This is a genomic window from Bacillus sp. R86525 (genome assembly GCF_042466195.1).
Taxonomy (GTDB): Bacteria; Bacillota; Bacilli; order Bacillales; family Bacillaceae_G; genus Bacillus_A; species Bacillus_A nitratireducens.
On the sequence record NZ_JAXHPX010000007.1, the window covers coordinates 1,643,350 to 1,670,291 of the forward strand.

Here is a 26,942-nt window from a genome sequence, read left to right on the forward strand (position 1 = left end):
GCCCTAGTTTCCAAGTGATGAAAAAATATGTGAGTAATATGTAGGAGGAACTTTTGAAATGGAATTATTAGCAAAAACAAGAAAATTAAATGCGTTATTACAGAGCGCAGCAGGAAAGCCTGTAAACTTTAGAGAAATGTCTGACACAATGTGTGAAGTAATCGAAGCGAACGTATTCGTAGTAAGTCGTCGTGGTAAATTACTAGGTTATGCAATTCACCAACAAATTGAGAATGAGCGTATGAAACAAATGCTTGCAGAGCGTCAATTCCCGGAAGAATACACACAAAGCTTATTCAACATTACAGAAACATCTTCTAACTTAGATGTAAACAGTGCTTACACAGCATTCCCAGTAGAAAATAGAGAATTATTCGGTCAAGGTTTAACTACAATCGTACCAATCGTTGGTGGCGGTGAGCGTCTAGGCACATTAGTGTTAGCTCGTCTTGGTCAAGAGTTCTTAGACGATGATTTAATCCTTGCTGAATACAGTTCAACTGTAGTAGGTATGGAAATCTTACGTGAAAAAGCAGAAGAAATCGAAGAGGAAGCACGTAGTAAAGCTGTTGTTCAAATGGCGATTAGCTCATTATCTTACAGTGAGTTAGAAGCAATCGAGCATATCTTCGAAGAATTAAATGGAACAGAAGGTTTACTTGTTGCAAGTAAAATTGCTGATCGCGTAGGAATTACTCGTTCTGTAATCGTAAATGCACTTCGTAAATTAGAAAGTGCTGGTGTTATTGAGTCTCGCTCTTTAGGTATGAAAGGAACATACATTAAAGTGCTAAACGACAAGTTTCTACAGGAACTTGCTAAATTAAAAACAAACTAATTTATATAAAAACTCTCCTCGGTTGAGGAGAGTTTTTTGTTTTTTTAAGAGAATGATTTTGCTTACGTAAGGCTTCATGACAACGTTCATTAGAAAACTATTAATTAGCCTTCACCTCCTTGCTTAAAGGAAGTGAAGGTTGGGAATACTAGAATTCGAGCGTGAAAAAAAGAAAGTTTTACATTGTTCGCATTTTCGACTTGATTGTAATATTTCAGTATGATATAGTAAGCAGTGGTGTCAGTACAAAGTACACACGTTTACTGATTTAAGTGTTGGTGCTACGTTTGTAGTTTCGCTTAGAGATGAAGTAAACGGAGGATATCAAAAACCATTTAGGAGGAACTAAATTATGTCAGTAATTTCTATGAAGCAATTGCTTGAAGCTGGTGTTCATTTCGGACATCAAACTCGTCGTTGGAACCCAAAAATGAAGCGTTACATTTTCACAGAGCGTAACGGTATCTACATCATCGACTTACAAAAAACTGTGAAAAAAGTTGAGGAAGCTTACAGAACGATGCGCGACATCGCTGCTGAAGGTGGAGACATTTTATTCGTAGGTACTAAAAAACAAGCACAAGAAGCTATTAAAGAAGAAGCAACTCGTGCTGGTATGTACTTCGTTAACCAACGTTGGTTAGGTGGAACTTTAACAAACTTCCAAACAATCCAAAAGCGTATCAAGCGTCTTAAAGACATCGAAAGAATGCAAGAAGATGGTACTTTCGAAGTACTTCCTAAGAAAGAAGTTGTTCAACTTAAAAAAGAGTTAGAGCGTCTTGAGAAATTCTTAGGCGGTATTAAAGATATGAAAGGTCTTCCAAGTGCATTATTCGTAGTAGACCCTCGTAAAGAGCGTATTGCAGTTGCTGAAGCACGCAAATTACACATTCCAATCATCGGTATCGTTGATACAAACTGTGATCCAGACGAAATCGATCACGTTATCCCAGCAAACGATGATGCAATTCGTGCTGTAAAACTTCTTACATCTAAAATGGCAGACGCGATCCTTGAAGCAAAACAAGGTGAAGAAACTGTTACTGCGTAACAAATTTGGAAAGGTGATAAGGGGTTCGGCCTTTTATCACCTTTTTTAAGGTATAAACACCTTTTTAAAAAGGTATAAATACATATTTTAGGAGGATGAAAAATATGGCAATCACTGCACAAATGGTAAAAGAACTTCGTGAAAAAACAGGCGCAGGTATGATGGACTGCAAAAAAGCGTTAACTGAAACTAATGGCGACATGGAGAAGGCAATTGACTTCTTACGTGAAAAAGGTATTGCAAAAGCTGCTAAAAAAGCAGACCGCATTGCTGCTGAAGGTTTAACTTTCATCGAAACAAACGGTAACGAAGGTTTAATCTTAGAATTAAACTCTGAAACTGATTTCGTTGCGAAAAACGAAGGTTTCCAAGCGTTAATTAAAGAATTAGCTGCTCACTTATTAGCTAACAAACCAGCTAACATTGAAGAAGCTATGGCTCAAACAATCGAAGGCGGCAAAACAGTAGAAGAGCACATCAACGAAGCAATCGCTAAAATTGGTGAAAAACTTACACTTCGTCGTTTCGAAATCGTATCAAAAACTGATGCTGATGCATTCGGCGCTTACCTACACATGGGTGGACGTATTGGTGTATTAACAGTTCTTGAAGGTTCTACTGACGAAGCTGCTGCTAAAGATGTAGCAATGCACATCGCAGCAGTTAACCCAAAATACATCGACCGCGATGCTGTAACTGCTGAAGAAGTTGAGCATGAGCGTCAAGTATTAACACAACAAGCTTTAAACGAAGGCAAGCCTGAAAAAATCGTTGCAAAAATGGTTGAAGGCCGTCTAGGCAAATTCTTCGAAGAGATTTGCTTACTTGACCAAGCATTCGTTAAAAACCCTGATATGAAAGTTCGTCAGTTCGTTGAGTCTAAAGGTGGAACATTAAAAGGATTCGTTCGCTACGCTGTTGGTGAAGGTATCGAAAAACGCGAAGACAACTTTGCTGAAGAAGTAATGAACCAAGTAAAAGGTAGCAACTAATAAAGATTAGGGAACACATTGTGTTCCCTTTTTTAAAATAAAGATGTAAGCAATTGGAGGTTCATTATGAGTAAACCGAAATATAATCGTGTCGTATTAAAGCTAAGCGGAGAAGCGTTAGCTGGCGAACAAGGATTTGGAATTAACCCATCTGTTATAAAATCAGTTGCGGAACAAGTGAAAGAAATTGCAGAACTTGATGTAGAAGTTGCTGTTGTTGTTGGTGGCGGAAACATTTGGCGTGGAAAAATCGGAAGTGAAATGGGAATGGATCGTGCTGGAGCAGATTACATGGGTATGTTAGCAACAGTTATGAACTCATTAGCTCTTCAAGATAGCTTAGAGAACATTGGAATTCAAACTCGTGTTCAAACTTCAATCGAAATGCGTCAAGTAGCAGAGCCTTACATTCGTCGTAAAGCAATTCGTCACTTAGAGAAGAAACGTGTTGTTATCTTTGCAGCGGGTACAGGTAATCCTTACTTCTCTACAGATACAACGGCAGCATTACGTGCAGCAGAAATCGAAGCTGATGTTATCTTAATGGCGAAAAACAACGTAGATGGCGTATATAATGCAGATCCATCTCTTGACCCAACAGCTACGAAATACGAAACACTTACTTACTTAGATGTATTAAAAGAAGGTTTAGGTGTAATGGATTCAACAGCTTCTTCTTTATGTATGGACAATGATATTCCATTAATTGTATTCTCGGTTATGGAAAAAGGTAACATTAAACGTGCCGTTTTAGGCGAAAATATTGGAACAGTTGTAAGGGGGAAATAAATATGGGACAACAAGTATTGAAGTCTTCAAATGAAAAAATGGAAAAAGCAGTTGCTGCTTACTCTCGTGAATTAGCAACAGTTCGCGCTGGTCGTGCAAGCTCGTCTGTATTAGATAAGGTACAAGTTGATTACTATGGTGCACCAACACCTGTTGTGCAATTAGCGAACATTACAGTTCCAGAAGCACGTTTACTTGTAATTCAACCTTATGATAAAACTTCTATCGGTGATATTGAAAAAGCAATCTTAAAAGCAGATTTAGGCTTAAATCCTTCTAATGATGGAACTGTAATTCGTATTGCATTCCCTGCATTAACAGAAGAGCGTCGTCGCGATCTTGTAAAAGTTGTGAAAAAATATGCTGAAGAAGCAAAAGTTGCTGTTCGTAACGTACGTCGTGACAGTAACGATGATCTTAAGAAGCTTGAAAAAGCTGGCGATATTACAGAAGATGATTTAAGAGGATATACTGAAGATATCCAAAAAGAAACAGATAAATATATTGCAAAAGTTGACGAAATCGCAAAAAACAAAGAAAAAGAAATCATGGAAGTGTAATAGCGATACCTTCGCAAATATGACCCTCTTCTTAAGGGGGTCTTTTTACACTTTTAGGCATACGTCTGCTTGCTGGAGGGTATGAATGATGTTTAAAAACTTTCCTTTTTTTAAAAGTAAAAAGGTCGCATCGTTTGATCATCTCGTTGAAAAAGTGAAAAAAGGATACATCCCAGAACATATTGCAATCATTATGGATGGTAATGGAAGATGGGCAAAGAGGAGAGCGATGCCTCGTATTGCGGGACATCATGAAGGCATGCAAGTTGTAAAGAAAATCACAAAATTTGCAAGCAAACTTAATGTGAAAGTATTAACTCTTTATGCTTTTTCAACTGAGAACTGGAAAAGACCGAAAAAGGAAGTTGACTATTTAATGAGGCTTCCAGAAGAATTTCTAGGTACATTTTTACCAGAATTGATTGAAGAGAACGTACAAGTCCGAGTAATAGGACAACAAGATCGTCTTCCTACGCATACACGCAGAGCGATGGAAAAGGCCATGGAAGATACGAAAGAGAATACGGGATTAATTCTTAATTTCGCGTTAAACTATGGAAGTCGAGATGAGATCGTTTCTGCTGTGCAACATATGGTGAAAGATAGTGAGGAAGGAAAAATTCGTGTTGAAGATGTAAGTGAAGAAATGCTTTCTTCTTATTTAATGACGAGTTCTTTACCTGACCCAGAGTTGTTAATCCGTACGAGCGGAGAGCTACGTATTAGTAATTTCATGTTATGGCAAATTGCATATTCGGAATTTTGGTTTACAGATGTGTATTGGCCAGATTTTACCGAGGAACATTTGCTAAATGCGATTACAGACTTTCAGCATAGAGGGCGCAGATTCGGAGGCGTGTAGAAAGAGAGGGTTTGGTAGTGAAACAGAGAATTATTACTGGAGTGGTTGCTGCCGCGCTATTCATTCCCATCGTAATTTACGGTGGCGTGCCTTTTACGGTTTTAGTGTATGCACTTGCTTCTATAGGTTTATATGAATTAATTCGTATGAATAAGCTTACGCTTATTTCAATACCAACAGTTTTAGCTGCAGTATTATTATGGATTATTTTAATTCCAAGTAGTGCATCAGAACTGTTTACGCAGATTGGATTAGGTAAATTAGAAATCACATTTGTGATTGTTTTATTACTTTTATCATATACAGTCCTTTCTAAGAATACATTTACTTTTGACAATGCTTCATTTTTACTAATGGCAACAACATATGTTGGAATGGGATTCCTATATTTGAATGAAACGAGAATATTAGGAATTAAATATGTGTTTTGTGCATTATTTGTTATATGGGCTACTGATTCAGGCGCATATTTTGTAGGAAAGGCATTAGGAAAGAGGAAATTGTGGCCAGAAATTAGTCCAAATAAAACGATTGAAGGTTCGTTAGGTGGCATCGTTTGTGGAATTGTTGTGGCACTTGTTTACAATATGTTCTTCCCAGTTGAGGCTAATGTAGGGATTTTAATTGTGTTGACAATTATCATTTCTATTTTTGGACAAATTGGTGATTTAGTACAATCTGCATTTAAACGTCATTATGGCGTAAAGGATTCAGGTACAATTTTACCTGGACATGGTGGTATATTAGATCGAACAGATAGTTGGTTATTCGTTTTACCAATTCTCTACTTCTTATTACAATACAATTAATAAATGAACGAGGGGTTGGAGTCATGAAAAACATTAGTTTATTAGGTGCAAGCGGATCAATTGGTACACAAACTTTAGATGTATTACGCTCGCACCCAGACCAATTCCGTCTCGTTGCTTTTTCTGTAGGGAAAAATATTGACTACGCAGTAAAGGTAATTCAAGAATTTTCTCCGCAAATCGTCTCTGTGCAAAGAGAGGAAGATGTTTTAAAATTACAAGCTGTCTCTGGTAATACAAAAGTTGTATATGGTAGTGAAGGGCTTTTAGAAGTAGCATTACATCCAGATGCGGAGATTGTAGTAAATGCTGTTGTAGGTAGCGTAGGGTTGTTACCAACACTTCGTGCAATTGAGGCGAAAAAAACAATTGGAATTGCAAACAAAGAAACGTTAGTAACTGCAGGGCATCTTGTAATGGAAGCGGCACGAAAACATAATGTTTCGTTACTTCCAGTAGATAGTGAACATTCAGCTATTTTTCAATGTTTGAATGGTGAAAATGAAAAAAGAATTTCTCGACTAATTATAACGGCTTCCGGTGGAAGTTTCCGTGATAAAACGAGAGATGAATTGCATCATGTGACCGTAGAAGATGCGCTTCGACATCCAAACTGGTCAATGGGTTCGAAAATTACAATTGATTCTGCTACAATGATGAATAAGGGGCTAGAAGTAATTGAAGCACATTGGCTTTTTGGTATCCCTTATGAGCAAATCGATGTTGTTTTACATAAAGAAAGTATTATCCATTCTATGGTTGAATTTGAAGATCGTAGTGTAATGGCACAGCTTGGCTCACCTGATATGCGAGTACCAATTCAATACGCACTTACATATCCTGATCGATTGCCTCTATCAGACACAAAACAGTTAAACTTATGGGAAATAGGGGCGTTGCATTTTGAGAAAATGAACCAAGAACGATTCCGTTGCCTACGTTTTGCGTATGAAGCCGGAAAAGCAGGTGGAAGTATGCCAGCTGTAATGAACGCCGCGAATGAAGTAGCTGTTGAAGCTTTTTTACAAAAGAGAATTGGTTTCTTAACAGTGGAAGACCTCATTGAAAAAGCAATGAACCATCACAATGTCATTGCACGTCCGAGCTTAGAGGAAATTCTGGAAATTGATGCAGCCACAAGACGGTTTGTGATGGAACAAATTTAGCAAAGGTGGTTATGGAATTGAATACAGCGATTGCCTTTATATTAATTTTCGGTGCACTCGTATTTTTCCATGAGCTAGGGCATCTATATTTCGCAAAAAGAGCAGGTATTTTATGCCGTGAGTTTGCGATTGGTTTTGGTCCGAAAATATTCTCATTTGAAAAGAATGAAACGGTGTATACGATTCGATTACTGCCCCTTGGTGGCTATGTAAGAATGGCTGGCGAGGATGCAGACACAGTTGAGTTAAAGCCTGGGAAAAAGGTTGGCCTTGTATTAAATGAAAAAGACGAAGTTGCAAAATTAGTTTTTGATGGATATGAAAAGTATCCAAATGTTCGTGTCATTGAAGTCGAACAAGCTGATTTAGAGCATAATTTAACAATTTCGGGCTATGAAGAATACGAGGAAGAGCTGCAAACATTCCGAGTGAATGAAAAGGCTCGTATCATTACTGCTGGTGAAGAAATTCAAATTGCTCCGTATAATAGGCAGTTTGGCTCCAAGAAATTGGGTCAACGTGCTTTAACAATCTTTGCGGGTCCTGCGATGAACTTCATTTTAGCATTTGTTATTTTTGTGATTCTAGGATTTGTACAAGGTGTTCCTGTTGACAAGCCAATGGTCGGAAAAGTGATGGAGAATAGTGCAGCACAGCAAGCTGGATTAAAAGAAAATGATACAATTCAAGCAATCAATGGGAAAAACACAAGTACATGGAAAGAAGTTGTTACCATTGTACGTGAAAACCCAAATAAAGAAATTACGTTACAAGTAAAGCGTGATAGTGAACAGTTTAATGTAAAAGTAACGCCAACGCTCGATAAAGAAGGAAAAGACGAAGTAGGTAGAATTGGTGTTTACTCTCCAGTAGAGAAAACAGTGATGGGTTCTATTAAATCAGGCTTTGAACAAACTTACGAATGGACGAAACTAATTTTTGATTCTCTTGTGAAATTAGTAACTGGTCAATTTTCTATTAATGAGTTGTCAGGTCCAGTAGGAATTTATAATCTAACAGATCAAGTTGTAGATTATGGATTTACGCGTGTACTAAGTTTAGCGGCAGTTTTAAGTATTAACCTTGGTTTATTTAATTTATTACCAGTTCCAGCTTTAGACGGTGGACGTTTGTTCTTCTTCTTAATTGAGGCATTAAGAGGGAAACCGATTGATCGTCAAAAAGAAGGAATGGTTCACTTTATTGGATTTGCATTATTAATGTTGCTTATGTTAGTTGTAACATGGAATGACATCCGTAAGTTTTTCTTGTAAAATAAGAAGAAGTTTATAATGAAATAGAGCTCGTACAATAAAATCCCTCACCTAACTCGAGGTGAGGGGTTTTGTTGCGTGTAAGAGTAAAATGAAGAGGTGCGAATAAATGAAACAAAGTATGGTATTCAGTCCTACATTACGTGAAGTTCCAGCTGATGCTGAAATTAAAAGTCATCAATTATTACTTCGCGCAGGGTTTATGCGTCAAAATGCTTCTGGTATTTATAGTTTTCTACCATTTGGTTTAAAAGTATTACACAAAGTAGAACGTATTGTTCGTGAAGAAATGGAGCGTGCAGGAGCTGTAGAATTATTAATGCCAGCTATGCAAGCTGCGGAATTATGGCAAGAGTCAGGGCGTTGGTATTCTTACGGATCTGAATTAATGCGTATGAAAGATCGTAACGCTCGTGAATTTGCATTAGGAGCTACACACGAAGAAGTAATTACTGATCTTGTACGTGATGAAGTGAAATCATATAAAAAATTACCGTTAACATTATACCAAATCCAAACAAAGTTCCGTGACGAACAAAGACCTCGTTTCGGTCTATTACGTGGAAGAGAGTTTCTAATGAAAGATGCATATTCTTTCCATGCTAAGCAAGAGAGCTTAGATGAAGTGTATGATCGCTTATACAATGCATACTCTAACATTTTTGCTCGTTGTGGCTTGAACTTCCGCGCTGTTATTGCGGACTCGGGAGCAATGGGTGGAAAAGATACACATGAATTTATGGTATTATCTGATGTTGGTGAAGATACAATTGCATACTCTGATACATCTAATTATGCAGCGAACATCGAAATGGCTCCTGTGGTAGCTACGTATACGAAAAGTGATGATGCTGAACAAGCGCTTGAAAAAGTAGCAACTCCGGATCAAAAGGCTATTGAAGAAGTATCTGCATTCTTAAATATTGCAGCGGAAAAATGCATTAAATCTATGGTGTTTAAAGTAGATGAGAAACTAGTAATTGTACTTGTTCGTGGCGATCATGAAGTAAACGATGTAAAAGTGAAGAATCTATACGGAGCTTCAGTCGTTGAGCTTGCTTCGCATGAAGAAGTAAAAGAGTTATTAAACTGTGAAGTTGGTTCTTTAGGACCGATTGGTGTAACAGGTGATATCGAAATTATTGCTGACCATGCTGTAGCATCAATTGTTAACGGATGTTCAGGAGCGAACGAAGAAGGATTCCATTATGTAAATGTAAATCCAGAACGCGACTTTAAAGTAAGTCAATATACAGATTTACGCTTCATTCAAGAAGGAGACCAGTCTCCAGACGGAAATGGAACAATTCTTTTCGCACGCGGAATTGAAGTAGGTCACGTATTCAAATTAGGAACACGTTATAGTGAAGCAATGAACGCAACATTCCTAGATGAAAACGGAAAAACACAACCACTTATTATGGGTTGTTACGGCATCGGTGTATCTCGTACAGTGGCAGCAATCGCAGAGCAGTTTAATGATGAGAACGGTTTAGTTTGGCCAAAAGCTGTAGCACCATTCCATGTGCATGTAATTCCAGTAAATATGAAATCTGATGCGCAACGTGAAATGGGTGAAAACATCTACAACTCATTACAAGAGCAAGGGTACGAAGTATTACTAGATGATCGTGCAGAACGTGCAGGTGTTAAATTTGCAGATGCAGATTTATTCGGCCTTCCAGTTCGCGTGACAGTTGGTAAAAAAGCAGACGAAGGTATTGTAGAAGTGAAAGTACGTGCTACAGGCGAGTCTGAAGAAGTGAAAGTAGAAGAACTTCAAACATATATTGCAAATATTTTAAAATAAGAAGAGGTACCTCGTAATGAGGTACCTTCTCTTTCTTTGTAAACGTATTTTGTAAAAGAAGAAGGGAGAAATCTTTCTTTGTAGTACGTTTCAATTTATAATAGCAAATGGAAGGAGAGTGCTTATGTCTTTAACAAATGAACAACAAGAGCGATTTCAAATTTTGCTCCAGCAGTTGCAAATACCAGACGACCTTATAAATCAATATTTACAAGGTGGTGGTATTGAAAGGCTCGTTATTGATAAAGCGAATAAAAGTTGGCATTTTGATTTACAAGTGCCACGTATTTTGCCTACAGAATTATATGAATTGCTAGAAACAAAGCTTAAGCAATCATTTTCTCATATTGCAAGAACAACATTTGCATTAGAAACAGAGAATAAACAATTTACAGAAGAAGAAGTGAGGGCGTATTGGCCGCTTTGTACGGAACGAATTACATTTTCACCTATGTTTGCTTACTTAAAGAAGCAGCTTCCGCAGGTGAATGGAGTGAAGTTGCTAATAAATGTGAATAATGAGCTGGAATCTACTGCTTTAAAGAAAAACGTTGCGAAACCAGTAGGGGATCAATACGAAACTTTTGGATTCCCGCGTTTTCAGTTAGACACACATATACAGCAAAATACAGAAGAAATGCAAAAGTTTCGTGAGCAAACGCAGCAAGAAGATCGTGAACGTGTTATACAAGCTATGGAAGAAATGGCGAAGAAGCAAGCTGAAGAAAGTAGCGTTGTACATGAAGGACCGATTGTACTCGGGTATCTTATTAAGCCAGACGAAGAGATTACACCGATGCGAGAAATTCAAGATGAAGAAAGAAGAAAAACGGTCCAAGGATATGTCTTCCATGTGGAAACGAAAGAGCTTCGTAGTGGACGTACGTTATTAACTTTAAAAATAACAGATTATACGGATTCTATTATGATAAAAATGTTCTCACGTGATAAAGAAGATATTCCAATGTTGCAATCCTTGAAAAAAGGAATGTGGGTGAAAGCGCGTGGTTCTGTCCAAAATGATACATTTGTTCGAGATTTAGTAATGATTGCAAATGATATTAATGAAATAACAGGACCATCTCGTAAAGATAAAGCAAATGAAGGAGAAAAACGTGTAGAGCTTCACCTTCACACTCCAATGAGCCAAATGGATGCTGTTACTCCTGTTTCTAGGCTTGTTGCTCAAGCAGGTAAATGGGGGCATGAGGCTATTGCAGTTACAGACCATGCCGTTGCTCAGTCTTTCCCAGAAGCGTATTCCGCGGGGAAAAAGGCTGGGGTTAAAGTTATATATGGTGTAGAGGCAAATTTAGTTAATGATGGTGTACCGATAGCGTATAACGAAGCACATCGTCAACTTGCAGATGAAACATATGTTGTCTTTGACGTTGAGACAACAGGGTTATCTGCTGTGTATGACACAGTCATTGAGTTAGCTGCCGTAAAGATAAAAGGCGGCGAAATCATTGATCGCTTTGAATCTTTCGCAAATCCACATCAACCATTATCTGCAACAATTATTGAATTAACAGGTATTACAGATGATATGTTAACTGATGCTCCAGAAGTGGACGAAGTGTTCAAAAAGTTTGAGGAATGGATGGGTGACCATACACTTGTTGCCCATAACGCAAGCTTTGATATGGGCTTTATTAACGTAGGTTTTAAAAAGGCCGGGATAGAAAAAACGAAAAACCCAGTTATTGATACGTTAGAACTTGCACGGTTCTTATTCCCAGAAATGAAAAATCATCGATTAAATACAATGTGTAAAAAGCTTGATATTGAATTAACGCAACATCACCGTGCGATTTATGATACAGAAGCAACGGGATATTTACTTGTGAAAATGTTAAAAGATGTGATTGAAAAGGGATTTGAATATCACGATCAACTAAACGATAGTATGGGGCAAGGGGATGCATATAAGCGTGGGCGTCCAAGTCATATGACATTACTTGCCACATCAGACGTTGGATTAAAAAATTTATATAAACTTGTTTCATATTCTCATCTGAATTACTTTTACCGCGTACCACGAGTGCCAAGGTCTTTATTAAAAAAATATCGTGAAGGCATTATAGTAGGAACGGCTTGTGATAAAGGTGAAGTGTTTGAAGCGATGATGCAAAAAGCACCTGAAGAAGTAGAAGAAATTGCCCAGTTTTATGACTATATTGAGGTTATGCCTCCAGAGGTGTTACGTCATTTAGTAGAACGTGAACTCGTTAGAGATGAAGGTCAATTAAAAACAATTATTTCTAATTTAGTAAAACTAGGTGAGACGTTAGATAAACCAGTTGTTGCTACAGGGAACGTGCATTATTTAGAGCCAGAGGATGCAATGTATCGTAAAATTTTAGTAAGTTCGCAGGGCGGAGCAAATCCGTTAAATCGACATTCTTTACCGCCTGTACATTTCCGTACAACAGATGAGATGTTAGAGTGTTTTTCATTTTTAGGTGAAGACAAAGCGAAAGAAATTGTAGTAACGAATACACAAAAGGTTGCGTCATTAATTGGTGATGTTCATCCAGTAAAAGATGATCTATACACACCGAAAATTGAGGGTGCCGATGATGAAACGCGTGATATGAGTTATAAAATGGCACGTAGCATTTATGGGGAAGAGCTACCAGAAATTGTAGAGGCTCGTTTGGAAAAAGAATTGAAAAGTATTATTGGACATGGATTCGCCGTTATTTATTTAATTTCACATAAGCTTGTGAAAAAATCGTTAGTAGACGGATATCTAGTAGGTTCGCGTGGATCGGTAGGGTCATCATTTGTTGCAACAATGATGGAAATTACAGAAGTAAACCCATTACCACCGCATTACGTATGTCCAAAGTGTAAGCAATCAGAATTCTTTAATGACGGTTCTGTAGGTTCTGGTTTTGATCTACCAGATAAAGAATGTCCAACGTGTAATGTGTCATACGTAAAAGATGGACATGATATTCCGTTCGAAACGTTCCTTGGATTTAAAGGAGATAAGGTGCCCGATATCGATTTGAACTTCTCCGGGGAATATCAACCACGTGCCCATAACTATACGAAAATATTGTTCGGTGAAGATTATGTATACCGTGCGGGAACGATAGGTACAGTTGCGGAAAAAACCGCTTATGGGTATGTAAAAGGTTATGCGAATGATCATAATTTAACGATTCGAAATGCGGAGATAGATCGGCTAGTTGCAGGTTGTACAGGGGTAAAACGTACAACTGGACAGCATCCAGGCGGTATTATTGTAGTACCAGATTACATGGACATCTTTGATTTCTCACCAATACAGTTTCCGGCGGATTCAATAGGGGCTGAGTGGAGAACAACGCACTTTGATTTCCACTCGATTCATGATAATTTATTAAAACTTGATATACTTGGACACGATGATCCGACCGTTATTCGTATGTTACAAGATTTAAGTGGTATTGATCCAAAAACAATACCAACGGATGATCCAGAAGTGATGAAAATTTTCTCTGGTCCAGAATCGTTAGGGGTAACGGAAGAACAAATCAACTGTAAAACAGGTACACTTGGTATACCAGAGTTTGGTACGAAATTCGTAAGACAAATGTTAGAAGAGACAAAACCAACGACATTCTCAGAGCTAGTCCAAATCTCTGGACTATCACATGGTACTGACGTATGGCTCGGTAATGCAAACGAGTTAATTTATAATGGTACATGTACACTGAGTGAGGTTATTGGTTGTCGTGATGACATCATGGTATATTTAATTTATCAAGGTTTAGATCCATCTTTAGCCTTCAAAATCATGGAGTCAGTTCGTAAAGGTAAAGGTGTACCGGAAGAATGGGAAGATGACATGAAAAGTAATAATGTACCAGGTTGGTATATTGATTCATGTAAGAAAATAAAGTACATGTTCCCTAAAGCCCATGCGGCCGCTTACGTACTTATGGCTGTACGTATTGCATACTTTAAAGTACATTTCGCGCTTCTATTCTATGCGGCATACTTTACAGTTCGTGCAGATGACTTTGATGTAGAAGCGATGGCGAAAGGTTCAGCATCCATACGCGTAAAAATTGACGAAATTGCTCAAAAAGGATTGGATGCAGCGCCGAAAGAGAAGAGTTTATTAACTGTACTAGAAATGACACTTGAAATGTGTGAGCGTGGATACTCATTCCAAAAGGTTGATTTATACCGCTCGCATGCAACAGAATTTATTATTGATGGAGACTCATTAATTCCTCCATTTAATGCAGTGCCTGGTCTTGGTACAAACGCAGCTTTAAGTATTGTAGAAGCACGTAAAAATGGAGACTTCCTATCAAAAGAAGACTTACAGCAGCGCAGTAAGGTTTCAAAAACAATTATTGAGTATTTAGATAGTCAAGGTTGTCTAGGAGATTTACCGGATCAAAACCAATTATCACTGTTCTAACAGGTAGGAAAAGTCTTTGCAAATCAATATTTGCTATGGTATACTATAAACCGAGATAACCATGTCATGTATATTTTGTGAAAAAGAGAGTGGGGAAACCCACTCTTTCGTGTTACTATCTACATTTTATCTATGTGGATAGTAAAGATATTTCTGTCGTATATACATATTTTGTTACAAGTTTTACTTCTTAAATTTGGTAATACTAAGACAGATATTCCCTGCTTAACGGCAGGGGCTTTTGTTAGCTAACGAGAAAGAATAAGATAGACCGTCTTAATGAACGGAATCTTTTCTTGTAAATGGTACATGGCGGCAGGAAGGAGGCTGTTTATGGATAAGAAAGTCACAGAAGTTGTAGAAGCATTTGCGCAGCCGATCGTTGAAGAGTTAAATCTTGAACTTGTAGATGTAGAGTATGTGCAAGAAGGACAAGACTGGTTCTTACGCGTATTCATCGATTCTGAAAAGGGAGTCGACATTGAAGAATGCGGTGCGGTAAGTGAACGTTTAAGCGAAGCTTTAGATAAAGAGGATCCAATTCCTCATCTTTACTTTTTGGATGTATCATCTCCTGGAGCGGAACGCCCATTAAAGAAAGAGAAAGACTTCCAGCAAGCGGTAGGGAAACAAGTGGCAATTAAAACATATGAGCCGATTGATGGTGAAAAGATGTTTGAAGGAAAGCTACTTTCCTACGACGGTACTACAATTACACTACTATTAACAATTAAAACACGTAAAAAAGAAATCCAAATTCCAATGGATAAAGTTGCCAATGCGCGACTTGCTGTTACGTTTTAGTAAGAAGGGGGATCTTCATGAGCACTGAGTTGTTAGATGCTTTGCTCGTTTTAGAGTCAGAAAAAGGTATAAGCAAAGATATTATTATTGATGCGATTGAAGCAGCATTAATCTCTGCGTATAAACGCAATTTTAACCAAGCACAAAACGTTCGTGTGAGCTTTAACCCAGAAGTGGGAACAATTCAAGTTTTAGCACGTAAAGACGTTGTTGATAATGTGTTTGATCCACGTCTTGAAATCTCTGTAGAAGAGGCAAGACAAATTAATCCAAACTACCAAGATGGCGACGTACTAGAAATTGAAGTAACGCCAAAAGATTTTGGTCGTATTGCAGCACAAACTGCAAAACAAGTTGTAACACAACGAGTTCGTGAGGCGGAACGTGGTGTTATTTATTCAGAATTTAGTGATCGTGAAGAAGACATTATGGTTGGTATTGTACAGCGCCAAGATGCTCGTTTCATCTATGTAAGCTTAGGGAAAGTAGAAGCTTTATTACCTGTAAGTGAGCAAATGCCAAATGAGCAATATAAACCACATGATCGTATTCGCGTATTTATTACAAAAGTAGAAAAAACAACGAAAGGACCACAAATTTACGTATCACGTACACATCCTGGTCTTTTAAAACGTTTATTCGAAATGGAAGTTCCAGAAATTTATGATGGAACTGTAGAAATTCGCTCTGTAGCGCGTGAAGCAGGCGATCGTTCGAAAATTTCTGTGTATGCAGAGAATATCGATGTTGATCCAGTAGGTTCTTGTGTAGGACCGAAAGGACAACGTGTACAACGCATTGTAGATGAACTAAAAGGTGAAAAAATTGACATCGTTCGCTGGTCAAATGATCCAGTTGAATATGTTGCAAATGCTTTAAGTCCATCACAAGTTGTTAAAGTACTTGTAGATGAAGAGGAAAAAGCAACAACTGTTGTTGTTCCAGACCACCAGCTTTCATTAGCAATTGGTAAGCGTGGACAAAATGCACGTCTTGCAGCTAAATTAACAGGCTGGAAAATTGATATTAAAAGTGAGTCTGATGCGAAACAACTTGGTATTGTAACAGAAGAAGATAGCGTAATCGCATTCGGATTCGATTCAGTTGAAGACGAAATCGAATAGAGGTGATGAGCATGAGCAATCGAAAAGTTCCGTTACGAAAATGTATTGCGACGCAAGAGATGAAATCAAAACGAGAGCTCGTTCGCATTGTTCGTTCCAAAGAGGGCGAAGTGTCTATTGATTTATCAGGAAAAAAATCAGGACGAGGTGCATATTTGTCAAAAGATAAAGAATGCATTATTCAAGCCCAAAAGAAAAATATTTTGGAACATCATCTAAAAGCGAAAATCGACAGTTCTCTGTACGAAGAGCTTCTTGAGCTTGTTGAGAAGGAGTCGAAGTAAGTGTCCGATTGGAAATCGTTTTTAGGACTAGCAAACCGCGCTCGAAAAATTATTTCGGGTGAAGAACTCGTTTTAAAAGAAGTACGAAGTGGCAAAGCAAAGCTAGTATTGCTTTCTGAAGATGCGTCAGCGAACACTACAAAACGTATCATTGATAAAACCACGTACTACAACATACCAATGAGAAAAGTCGAAAATCGACAACAATTAGGGCATGCGATTGGGAGAGACGAGCGAGTCGTTGTAGCTGTGTTAGATGAAGGCTTTGCGAAAAAGCTACGTAGCATGCTCGATACAAATTACCGGGGGTGAAGGTATGAGTAAAATTCGAGTACATGAATATGCAAAAAAAAATAATATCTCAAGTAAAGATCTTATGACAAAACTAAAAGAGATGAATATCGAGGTTTCGAATCATATGACAATGTTAGAAGATGAAGTAGTAAACAAATTAGATAATCAATATAACACTGGAGCAGAAAAACCTTCTGTTGCAGATGAGTTTGAAGTAGAAGAGAAAGTTGTTCGCAGTAAAAAGAACAGTAATAATAAGAAGAAGAAAAAAGGCAAAGGAAATGAAGACAAACGTCAAGATAACTTTGCTGGAAGACAACAAACACAAATAGTAGAAACACCAGATAAAATCACTTTCTCTGGAAGCCTTACAGTAGGTGACCTTGCTAAGAAGTTAAGCAAAGAGCCATCTGAAATTATTAAAAAGCTCTTCATGCTAGGAATTATGGCGACAATTAACCAAGACTTAGATAAAGATACAATTGAGTTAATTGCTACTGATTACGGTATTGAAGTAGAAGAAGAAGTAGTTGTAAGTGAAACTGAATTTGAAACATTCATCGATGAGCAAGATGATGAAGAAAACTTACAAGAACGTCCAGCTGTTGTTACAATTATGGGACACGTTGACCATGGTAAAACAACACTGCTTGACTCTATCCGTAATTCAAAAGTAACTGCTGGCGAAGCTGGTGGAATTACTCAGCATATCGGTGCATACCAAGTTGATGTAAATGATAAGAAAATTACGTTCTTAGATACACCAGGTCACGCGGCATTTACAACAATGCGTGCTCGTGGTGCACAAGTAACAGATATTACAATTCTTGTTGTTGCAGCTGATGACGGTGTTATGCCACAAACAGTTGAAGCAATTAGCCATGCGAAAGCAGCTGGAGTACCAATTATTGTTGCTGTGAATAAAATGGATAAACCAGCGGCAAATCCTGATCGTGTAATGCAAGAATTAACAGAATATGAATTAGTTCCAGAAGCTTGGGGCGGAGACACAATTTTCGTACCAATTTCTGCAATTCAAGGCGAGGGAATTGACAACTTGCTAGAAATGATTCTTCTTGTGAGTGAAGTAGAAGAATATAAAGCAAATCCAAATCGCTATGCAGCTGGTACTGTAATTGAAGCGCAGCTTGATAAAGGTAAAGGAACTATCGCGACATTACTTGTTCAAAACGGTACACTTCGAGTTGGAGATCCAATTGTTGTTGGAACATCATTCGGTCGTGTTCGTGCGATGGTAAGTGATATTGGTCGTCGTGTAAAAGTTGCTGGTCCATCAACTCCTGTTGAAATTACAGGTTTAAATGAAGTACCACAAGCGGGAGATCGTTTCATGGCATTCGCTGATGAGAAGAAAGCTCGTCAAATCGGTGAATCACGTGCACAAGAAGCGTTACTTGCTCAACGTGGTGAGAAATCTAAATTAAGCCTTGAAGATTTATTCCAACAAATCCAAGAGGGCGATGTAAAAGAAATTAACTTAATTGTGAAAGCAGACGTACAAGGTTCTGTAGAAGCAATGGCAGCATCACTTCGTAAAATTGATGTTGAAGGCGTAAAAGTGAAAATTATCCATACAGGCGTAGGTGCGATTACAGAATCTGATGTTATTTTAGCTTCTGCATCTAATGCAATTATAATTGGATTTAACGTACGCCCTGATGTGAATGCGAAGCGTACAGCTGAATTAGAGAACGTTGATGTTCGTTTACACCGTATTATCTATAAAGTAATCGAAGAAATCGAATCAGCAATGCAAGGTATGCTGGATCCAGAATTCGAAGAAAAAGTAATCGGTCAAGCGGAAGTACGTCAAACGTTCAAAGTAACAAAAGTTGGAACAATCGCAGGTTGTTACGTAATCGACGGTAAAATTACACGTGATAGTGGCGTTCGTATTATCCGTGATGGCGTAGTAGTCTTCGAAGGACAACTTGATACGTTAAAACGTTTCAAAGACGACGTAAAAGAAGTTGCACAAAACTATGAGTGTGGTATTACAATTGAGAGATATAATGATCTTAAAGAAGGGGACATCATTGAAGCGTACATTATGGAAGAAGTGAAGCGATGATTATCGCTTCACTCTCATTCGAGTGTATGATTTACGATGTGCATTCTTTAAAAGAGAAACGAGCAATTTTGCAAAGGGTGCTAACTCGTGTGAAGCAGCGTTATAACGTAGCTGTTTCAGAAGTAGGGCATCAAGATGTATGGCAACGTACAGAAATTGCAATTGTTTCCGTATCCTCAAATCGTGTTATCTGTGAAAAAGAAATGAATCGTGTACTCGAGTACATCGATTCATTTCCTGAAATTGAACGTACGATAACACAATTGGAATGGTACTGAATGAGGTGAAGAATTATGAAATTACGTGCAAACCGTGTAGGCGAGCAAATGAAAAAAGAATTAGGCGACATCATCAGTCGTAAAATTAAAGATCCACGTGTCGGATTTGTTACAGTAACAGATGTACAAGTGAGTGGAGATTTACAAATTGCTACAGTATATATTTCTGTTTTAGGTGATGAAGAACAGAAAGAAAGTACATTAAAAGGTTTAGCGAAGGCAAAAGGCTTCATTCGTTCAGAAATTGGCCAACGTATTCGTCTTCGTAAAACACCGGAAATTTCTTTTGAATTTGATGAGTCTATCGGATATGGTCATCGAATTGATACACTTTTACATGAAATTAATAAAGAAGGTAAACGTGAAGAATAATGGATAGACATATGTCTATCCATTTTTTCAATGCAAAATAAGTTTTGGATATTTATTATGAAAGAATTATGATGAGGTGAACATATATGGAAGGTGTAGTATTATTACATAAGCCAAAAGGCATGACATCACATGATTGTGTATTTAAATTAAGAAAGATTTTACGTGAGAAACGAATTGGTCATACGGGAACATTAGATCCAGATGTAACGGGCGTATTACCGATTTGTGTTGGTAAAGCAACGAAAATTGCACAATTTTTAACAAGTGAGACGAAAACGTATGAAGGTGAAGTAACATTAGGATTTTCTACGACGACTGAAGACGCTTCGGGTGAAGTTGTAGAAACGAAAAATGTGGATCGTGTTATTACACGAAAAGAAGTAGAAAATGTTCTTGCAAAGTTAACAGGAACAATTGAACAAATGCCACCGATGTTTTCAGCTGTAAAAGTAAATGGGAAAAAACTATACGAATATGCTAGAGCAGGTCAAGAGGTAGAACGTCCAGTTCGTACAATTACAATTCACGAATTTGTATTACTTGATGAACGTGAAGTTTTTGAAGGGGAAAACATTTCATTCCGTTTCCGTGTAACGTGTAGTAAAGGAACATATGTAAGAACGCTAGCAGTAATGATTGGTGAAAAACTTGGTTTTCCATCACACATGTCCTATCTTGTAAGAACAGCATCTGGTGAATTTTTATTAGAAGATTGCATATCATTTGAAGAAATTGAAGAAAACGTGCAAAATGGAACAGTAGAGTCTATCTTCATTTCAATTGATGAAGCGTTAAGTAAGTTTCCAAAAATGGTTGTAGATGAAAAGCAAGCAGAAAAAATAAAAAATGGTATGTTCTTAAAGAATGAATTAGAATTAACAGCACCATTTATTACAGTATTTGATAAAAATGATTGCTGCTTAGCGATTTATGAGCACCATCCAAAACACCCTGGTATGCTAAAGCCAATGAAAGTACTTGTGAATAATCAAGAACTAAAGCTATAATGAATTATCGGAAGGATTATTACAGAAAAAGGTGAATTCAAGCGTGAAACTTATTCATTTAACTCATCCACATGAACAAAATAAATTAGAATTACCACCTACTGTAATGGCATTAGGATTTTTTGATGGCATTCATTTAGGACATCAATGTGTGATTCGAACTGCGAAGCAAATAGCGGATGAACGGGGATATAAAAGTGCAGTTATGACATTTTATCCTCATCCATCTGTTGTTTTAGGAAAAAAGGAAGCGCATGTGGAGTATATTACACCAATGCGTGATAAAGAAAAAATAGTCGAAAGTTTAGGAATCGATATATTATATGTTATTAAATTTGATGAATCATTTGCAGGATTATTACCACAACAATTTGTAGATGATTATATTATTGATTTAAACGTAAAGCATGTAGTAGCAGGATTTGATTATTCATATGGACGTTTAGGGAAAGGGAAGATGGAGACTTTACCATTTCATGCAAGAGGGGAGTTTACACAGACCGTGATCGAAAAAGTTGAATATCAAGAAGAAAAAGTAAGTTCTACTTCATTACGAAAGTTAATTCGAAATGGAGAAATGGAGCAGATTCCATCTATTTTAGGGAGAGCTTATACGGTAGAAGGAACAGTTGTGCACGGTGATAAGCGTGGACGCCAAATTGGCTTTCCAACTGCAAATGTAGGTTTAAGTGATGAATATCTACTCCCACCTGTAGGTGTATATGCAGTGAGATTGAAAGTTCACGATGAATGGCACGATGGCGTATGTAATATTGGATATAAACCAACTTTTAAAGAGAATGAGCGCCAATTATCTATTGAAGTACATCTATTTGAATTTAATAAAGATATATACGATCAAAGTGTCACGGTGGAGTGGCATATGCGTATAAGAGAAGAAAAAAAGTTTAATGGTATTGATGAGTTAGTCGCACAAATCGCGAAAGATAAGAAAATCGCCCAAGAATATTTTTCAAGCGCAAAGAATATACTTGCTTTTTCAAATGAAAAGTAGTATTCTATGTTATGTACTTTATGACAACCATTGCTTGGCATTGCGACTCACCGACGCTTGCTAGGTAATTGGGGGTTTAATTAATAGGAGGTGAAATAGGATGGCTTTAACACAAGAGCGTAAAAATGAAATCATTGCACAATTTAGAACTCATGAGACTGATACTGGTTCTCCAGAGGTTCAAATTGCTGTCCTAACGGAGCAAATTAACACTCTAAACGAGCACTTACGTACTCACAAGAAGGATCATCATTCACGTCGTGGTCTATTAAAGATGGTTGGTAAACGTCGTAACTTACTTACTTACCTTCGTAATAGCGATATCACACGTTACCGTGAATTAATCACAAAGCTTGGCTTACGTCGATAGTCAAAGAAGCGGGAATATTCCCGCTTTTTTGTTAGGTAAAAATATATCTTCTACTCTTTATAGCTTATTAAATTTTCGGCAATACTAGAGGAAAGAATATTGTGATATACTATCCATTTACATAGAAGAATTGAATATTTTAAATTGAGAGGGGTACTTAAATGAGTCAGGAAAAGCAAGTCTTCTCGATAGATTTAGCTGGTCGTCAGCTAACAATTGAAACAAGTCAGCTTGCAAAACAAGCGAACGGAGCAGTATTAGTAAGATATGGCGACACAGCAGTTCTATCTACAGCAACTGCATCAAAAGAGCCAAAAAATGTAGATTTCTTCCCACTTACAGTAAACTATGAAGAGCGTTTATATGCAGTCGGAAAAATTCCAGGCGGCTTTATTAAGCGTGAAGGCCGTCCAAGTGAAAAAGCAATTTTGGCAAGTCGTTTAATCGACCGTCCAATTCGCCCACTTTTCGCAGATGGTTTCCGTAACGAAGTACAAGTTGTCAGCATTGTAATGAGTGTTGATCAAGATTGTTCTTCTGAAATGGCAGCTATGTTTGGTTCTTCATTAGCGTTATCGATTTCAGATATTCCATTTGAAGGCCCAATCGCTGGTGCAACAGTTGGTCGTATTAATGGCGAGTTCGTTATTAATCCAACAGTAGAACAGCAAGAACAAAGTGATATTCACCTAGTTGTAGCTGGTACGAAAGATGCAATTAACATGGTTGAAGCAGGAGCAGATCAAGTACCTGAAGAAACAATGTTAGAAGCAATTATGTTTGGTCATGACGAAATTAAACGTCTAATTGCATTCCAAGAAGAGATTGTACAAGCTGTAGGTAAAGAGAAATTAGCAGTAAAACTGTATGAAGTTGACGCTGATCTTAATCAAGCTGTACGTGAAATGTCTGAGAAGGATATGCATTCTGCAATTCAAGTACATGAGAAACATGCACGTGAAGATGCAATTAACGAAGTGAAAAAGCGTGTAATTGAACATTACGAAGCTCAGGAAGCTGACGCTGACACATTAGGACAAGTAAATGAGATTTTATATAAAATTGTAAAAGAAGAAGTACGTCGTCTTATTACAGTTGAAAAAATCCGCCCAGATGGCCGTAAAGGTGACGAAATCCGTCCATTAGCATCAGAGGTTGGCATTTTATCTCGTACACACGGTTCTGGTCTGTTCACACGTGGACAAACACAAGCATTAAGTATTTGTACGTTAGGTGCATTAGGCGATGTACAAATTTTAGATGGTCTTGGTGTAGAAGAATCAAAACGCTTTATGCACCATTACAATTTCCCATCATTTAGTGTTGGTGAAACAAGACCGATGCGTGGACCAGGTCGTCGTGAAATTGGTCACGGTGCACTAGGAGAACGTGCTCTTGAGCCTGTAATTCCATCTGAAAAAGATTTCCCATATACAGTACGTCTTGTATCTGAAGTTTTAGAATCAAATGGTTCTACTTCACAAGCAAGTATTTGTGGTAGTACTTTAGCAATGATGGATGCGGGTGTTCCACTGAAAGCTCCAGTTGCAGGTATTGCAATGGGTCTAGTTAAATCTGGTGAGCATTACACAATTTTATCTGATATTCAAGGTATGGAAGATCATTTAGGTGATATGGACTTTAAAGTAGCAGGTACAGCAAAAGGTGTAACTGCACTGCAAATGGACATTAAAATCGATGGTCTATCTCGTGAAATTTTAGAAGAGGCATTACAACAAGCGAAAATTGGTCGTGTGCACATTCTAAATCATATGTTATCTGTTATCGAGGAACCTCGTACTGAGTTATCTGCGTATGCTCCAAAGATTATTACAATGACAATTAACCCAGATAAAATCCGTGACGTTATTGGACCGAGCGGTAAACAAATTAATAAAATTATTGAAGAAACTGGAGTTAAAATTGACATCGAGCAAGATGGTACAGTATTTATTTCTTCAATAAATCAAGAAATGAATGACAAAGCTAAGAAAATTATCGAAGATATCGTTCGTGAAGTACAAGTAGGTGAAATCTACGAAGGAAAAGTGAAACGTGTTGAGAAATTCGGTGCTTTCGTTGAATTATTCAGCGGTAAAGATGGATTAGTCCACATTTCTGAACTGGCACTTGAGCGTGTAGGTAAAGTAGAAGACGTTGTGAAAATCGGTGATGTAATTACAGTTAAAGTTATCGAGATTGACAAGCAAGGTCGTGTGAACCTATCTAGAAAAGTATTGCTAAAAGAAGAGCAAGAAAAAGAAGCTGCGAAAGAAGAAAATAAACAAGAGCAGCAATAAGTAAAAGCCAGTTAAACTGGCTTTTTTTGTTATGTAAAAAACATGATTTGCATATATTTTTATGTCAGTATAGGTATAGTTTTCATCATAACGCTCAAATTAACAAAGATAAGAAGAAAATGGTTTTCTTTTTATATAGTTAATGGGAGGGTTTATATGAAAGTTCGTATATTTGCATACATATTAATATTTTCTTTATATGTTGGTTTAGGCTCTTATTCCGTTTTTGCTCAAGATAGTTTGTATGAAGAAATTCAAAAACATGCAAAACAGTATGAGGTTGTCCCACAAAATGCGGTGATTGATAAAATTTGGAAAGCGACACCAGGATATAATGGAAGACAAGTGGATGTAGAAGCATCCTACAATAATATGAAGACACTCAAGAAGTTTGATCAACAACAACTTAAATTCAAGGAAGTATCACCGAGTGTCCATCTAAAAGATTTACCACCAGCTCCCATTTATCGAGGGCACCCAAATAAAAAAATGGTGGGATTAACAATTAATGTGGCATGGGGCAATGAGTATTTACCTCGTATATTAGAGATATTGAAAAAACATGATGTGAAGGCGACTTTCTTTTTAGAAGGACGTTGGGTGAAAGAAAATTTGAGGTTTGCAAAAATGATTGTAGATGCGAATCAAGAAGTAGGAAATCATTCTTACACACACCCGAATATGAAAACGTTATCTTCGGAGGAAATACGAGAGCAATTGCAAAAAACGAATCAAATGATAGAAGTAGCTACGAATCAAAAGGTGAGATGGTTTGCTCCTCCGAGTGGAAGTTTTCGGGATGAGGTAGTAAAGATAGCAGATGATTTTCAAATGGGTACGATTATGTGGACGGTAGATACAATTGATTGGAAGCGACCAGAACCAGACGTACTATTGCAAAGAGTAATGCGAAAAATACATCCAGGTGCTATCGTGCTGATGCATCCTACTTCATCTACAACGGAAGCATTAGAAACTATGATTAAAAATTTGAAGGAACAAGGATATAAAGTGGGGAATATAACAGAATTACTGGATGAAAAACGTGTAGATTAAATACATTTGCATGACATTCATCCTTAAACTTGTTATCATTAAATAATAGCAATTATTTAGAGAAACTGGCATTAGGAGGAAAGTTTTTGATTAAAAAATATACGTGTAAAAATGGTGTAAGAATTGTTATGGAGAATATTCCAACTGTACGCTCAGTTGCGATTGGTATATGGATCCATGCAGGTTCAAGAAATGAAAATGAAAAAAACAATGGGGTTTCGCACTTTTTAGAGCACATGTTCTTTAAAGGGACAGAAACACGTAGCGCGCGAGAAATTGCAGAATCATTTGATAGCATTGGCGGACAAGTAAATGCTTTTACTTCAAAAGAATATACATGTTACTATGCAAAGGTGTTAGATGAGCATGCTAAATACGCGTTAGATGTTTTAGCAGACATGTTCTTTAATTCAACATTTGATGAGGAAGAACTGAAAAAAGAGAAGAATGTTGTATGTGAAGAAATAAAAATGTACGAAGATGCGCCAGATGATATTGTGCATGATATGTTAACGAAAGCAACATATGAAACGCATCCGCTTGGATATCCTATTTTAGGAACAGAAGAAACACTTGAAACATTTACAGGTGATACGTTACGTCAATATATAAAAGATCATTACACACCTGAAAATGTAGTTGTATCAATTGCAGGAAATATTGATGAATCATTTTTACAAATTGTAGAGCAATATTTCGGTAATTACGAAGGCACAACAAATCGTGAACAAGTACATAGCCCAATTTTCCATTTCAATAAAGTATCACGTAAGAAGGAAACAGAACAAGCTCATTTATGCTTAGGATATAAAGGCTTGCAAATGGGACACGAAGATATTTATAACTTAATTGTATTAAATAATGTTTTAGGCGGTAGTATGAGTAGCCGTTTATTCCAAGAAGTACGTGAGCAACGTGGATTGGCGTACTCAGTATTCTCTTATCACTCTTCTTATGAAGATACAGGGATGTTAACGCTTTACGGTGGAACAGGTAGCCAACAATTAGATACACTGTATGAAACAATGCAAGAGACGTTAAATACGTTGAAAAATACAGGTATTACAGAAAAAGAGCTTGTTAATAGTAAAGAGCAATTAAAAGGAAACTTAATGTTAAGTTTAGAAAGTACGAATAGTCGTATGAGCCGTAACGGTAAAAACGAATTACTTCTTCGTAAACATCGTTCTCTTGATGAAATAATTGAAAGTGTAAATACTGTAACAAAACAAAATGTAGACGAATTAATTCGTAACATGTTTACAGATGAATTCTCTGCGGCACTTATTAGTCCAGATGGAAAATTACCAAAAGGAATGAAACTTTAGTTGGTTTTATGATTCATTCCTTTTCGAGAATAATC

Annotated in this window: 24 protein-coding genes; all 24 read left to right on the top strand. The window is 37.3% G+C overall.

Annotated features, from left to right (window positions below; genetic code table 11):
- The first annotated feature begins 58 nt into the window (after positions 1 to 58).
- Positions 59 to 838, top strand: a complete 780-nt coding sequence (gene codY, locus SJY24_RS11150) for a GTP-sensing pleiotropic transcriptional regulator CodY (protein WP_000421290.1) — start codon at positions 59 to 61, stop codon at positions 836 to 838.
- A gap of 352 nt (positions 839 to 1,190) precedes the next feature.
- A complete protein-coding gene (gene rpsB / locus SJY24_RS11155) occupies positions 1,191 to 1,892 on the top strand; it encodes a 30S ribosomal protein S2 (protein WP_000111485.1) in 702 nt (233 codons plus the stop codon).
- Positions 1,893 to 1,996: 104 nt separating this feature from the next.
- The gene (gene tsf / locus SJY24_RS11160) at positions 1,997 to 2,884 is read left to right on the top strand and encodes a translation elongation factor Ts (protein WP_001018584.1); all 888 of its coding nucleotides are present in this window, start codon (positions 1,997 to 1,999) and stop codon (positions 2,882 to 2,884) included.
- Positions 2,885 to 2,950: 66 nt separating this feature from the next.
- Positions 2,951 to 3,673, top strand: coding sequence for a UMP kinase (gene pyrH / locus SJY24_RS11165; protein WP_000042666.1), 723 nt, complete (start codon positions 2,951 to 2,953; stop codon positions 3,671 to 3,673).
- Between the two features lie 2 nt (positions 3,674 to 3,675).
- Positions 3,676 to 4,233 carry a ribosome recycling factor gene (gene frr / locus SJY24_RS11170; protein WP_000531506.1) on the top strand — a complete coding sequence of 186 codons (558 nt, stop codon included), beginning with the start codon at positions 3,676 to 3,678 and terminating at the stop codon, positions 4,231 to 4,233.
- Between the two features lie 85 nt (positions 4,234 to 4,318).
- On the top strand, positions 4,319 to 5,095 hold the full coding sequence (gene uppS, locus SJY24_RS11175) for an undecaprenyl pyrophosphate synthase (RefSeq protein WP_000971311.1): 777 nt from the start codon (positions 4,319 to 4,321) through the stop codon (positions 5,093 to 5,095).
- Between the two features lie 17 nt (positions 5,096 to 5,112).
- Positions 5,113 to 5,904, top strand: a complete 792-nt coding sequence (gene cdsA / locus SJY24_RS11180; protein ID WP_076539685.1) for a phosphatidate cytidylyltransferase — start codon at positions 5,113 to 5,115, stop codon at positions 5,902 to 5,904.
- Between the two features lie 23 nt (positions 5,905 to 5,927).
- Positions 5,928 to 7,070: a 1-deoxy-D-xylulose-5-phosphate reductoisomerase gene (gene dxr / locus SJY24_RS11185; RefSeq protein ID WP_377864652.1), complete on the top strand. Its 1,143-nt coding sequence runs from the start codon at positions 5,928 to 5,930 to the stop codon at positions 7,068 to 7,070.
- A 17-nt stretch (positions 7,071 to 7,087) separates the two neighbouring features.
- The gene (gene rseP, locus SJY24_RS11190) at positions 7,088 to 8,344 is read left to right on the top strand and encodes an RIP metalloprotease RseP (protein WP_377864653.1); all 1,257 of its coding nucleotides are present in this window, start codon (positions 7,088 to 7,090) and stop codon (positions 8,342 to 8,344) included.
- 109 nt (positions 8,345 to 8,453) lie between these two features.
- On the top strand, positions 8,454 to 10,154 hold the full coding sequence (locus tag SJY24_RS11195; RefSeq protein WP_377864654.1) for a proline--tRNA ligase: 1,701 nt from the start codon (positions 8,454 to 8,456) through the stop codon (positions 10,152 to 10,154).
- Between the two features lie 124 nt (positions 10,155 to 10,278).
- On the top strand, positions 10,279 to 14,580 hold the full coding sequence (locus SJY24_RS11200) for a PolC-type DNA polymerase III (RefSeq protein WP_377864655.1): 4,302 nt from the start codon (positions 10,279 to 10,281) through the stop codon (positions 14,578 to 14,580).
- 333 nt (positions 14,581 to 14,913) lie between these two features.
- Complete coding sequence (rimP, locus tag SJY24_RS11205) at positions 14,914 to 15,384, top strand: ribosome maturation factor RimP (protein ID WP_000359098.1); 471 nt, start codon at positions 14,914 to 14,916, stop codon at positions 15,382 to 15,384.
- A 17-nt stretch (positions 15,385 to 15,401) separates the two neighbouring features.
- Positions 15,402 to 16,508 carry a transcription termination factor NusA gene (gene nusA, locus SJY24_RS11210; protein ID WP_000102601.1) on the top strand — a complete coding sequence of 369 codons (1,107 nt, stop codon included), beginning with the start codon at positions 15,402 to 15,404 and terminating at the stop codon, positions 16,506 to 16,508.
- A gap of 11 nt (positions 16,509 to 16,519) precedes the next feature.
- Positions 16,520 to 16,792 carry an RNase P modulator RnpM gene (gene rnpM, locus SJY24_RS11215; protein WP_000071123.1) on the top strand — a complete coding sequence of 91 codons (273 nt, stop codon included), beginning with the start codon at positions 16,520 to 16,522 and terminating at the stop codon, positions 16,790 to 16,792.
- Positions 16,793 to 17,104, top strand: a complete 312-nt coding sequence (locus SJY24_RS11220) for a YlxQ family RNA-binding protein (RefSeq protein WP_001286519.1) — start codon at positions 16,793 to 16,795, stop codon at positions 17,102 to 17,104.
- 4 nt (positions 17,105 to 17,108) lie between these two features.
- Positions 17,109 to 19,178, top strand: a complete 2,070-nt coding sequence (gene infB / locus SJY24_RS11225) for a translation initiation factor IF-2 (protein WP_000036350.1) — start codon at positions 17,109 to 17,111, stop codon at positions 19,176 to 19,178.
- Positions 19,175 to 19,456: a DUF503 domain-containing protein gene (locus SJY24_RS11230; protein ID WP_000582364.1), complete on the top strand. Its 282-nt coding sequence runs from the start codon at positions 19,175 to 19,177 to the stop codon at positions 19,454 to 19,456. The genes infB and SJY24_RS11230 overlap by 4 nt, the downstream gene beginning before the upstream one ends.
- Before the next feature lie 15 nt (positions 19,457 to 19,471).
- A complete protein-coding gene (gene rbfA, locus SJY24_RS11235) occupies positions 19,472 to 19,828 on the top strand; it encodes a 30S ribosome-binding factor RbfA (protein WP_000776443.1) in 357 nt (118 codons plus the stop codon).
- An 86-nt stretch (positions 19,829 to 19,914) separates the two neighbouring features.
- Positions 19,915 to 20,838, top strand: coding sequence for a tRNA pseudouridine(55) synthase TruB (gene truB, locus SJY24_RS11240; RefSeq protein ID WP_377864656.1), 924 nt, complete (start codon positions 19,915 to 19,917; stop codon positions 20,836 to 20,838).
- A 43-nt stretch (positions 20,839 to 20,881) separates the two neighbouring features.
- Entirely contained in the window at positions 20,882 to 21,853 is a 972-nt protein-coding gene (ribF, locus tag SJY24_RS11245; protein ID WP_000766725.1) for a bifunctional riboflavin kinase/FAD synthetase, read from the top strand.
- Between the two features lie 100 nt (positions 21,854 to 21,953).
- Positions 21,954 to 22,223: a 30S ribosomal protein S15 gene (gene rpsO / locus SJY24_RS11250; RefSeq protein ID WP_001229392.1), complete on the top strand. Its 270-nt coding sequence runs from the start codon at positions 21,954 to 21,956 to the stop codon at positions 22,221 to 22,223.
- A 161-nt stretch (positions 22,224 to 22,384) separates the two neighbouring features.
- Positions 22,385 to 24,523, top strand: a complete 2,139-nt coding sequence (pnp, locus tag SJY24_RS11255; protein WP_377864657.1) for a polyribonucleotide nucleotidyltransferase — start codon at positions 22,385 to 22,387, stop codon at positions 24,521 to 24,523.
- A gap of 156 nt (positions 24,524 to 24,679) precedes the next feature.
- Positions 24,680 to 25,579, top strand: a complete 900-nt coding sequence (locus tag SJY24_RS11260; protein ID WP_098765023.1) for a polysaccharide deacetylase family protein — start codon at positions 24,680 to 24,682, stop codon at positions 25,577 to 25,579.
- Between the two features lie 86 nt (positions 25,580 to 25,665).
- Positions 25,666 to 26,907: a M16 family metallopeptidase gene (locus SJY24_RS11265; protein WP_000593008.1), complete on the top strand. Its 1,242-nt coding sequence runs from the start codon at positions 25,666 to 25,668 to the stop codon at positions 26,905 to 26,907.
- The last annotated feature ends 35 nt before the right edge of the window (positions 26,908 to 26,942 follow it).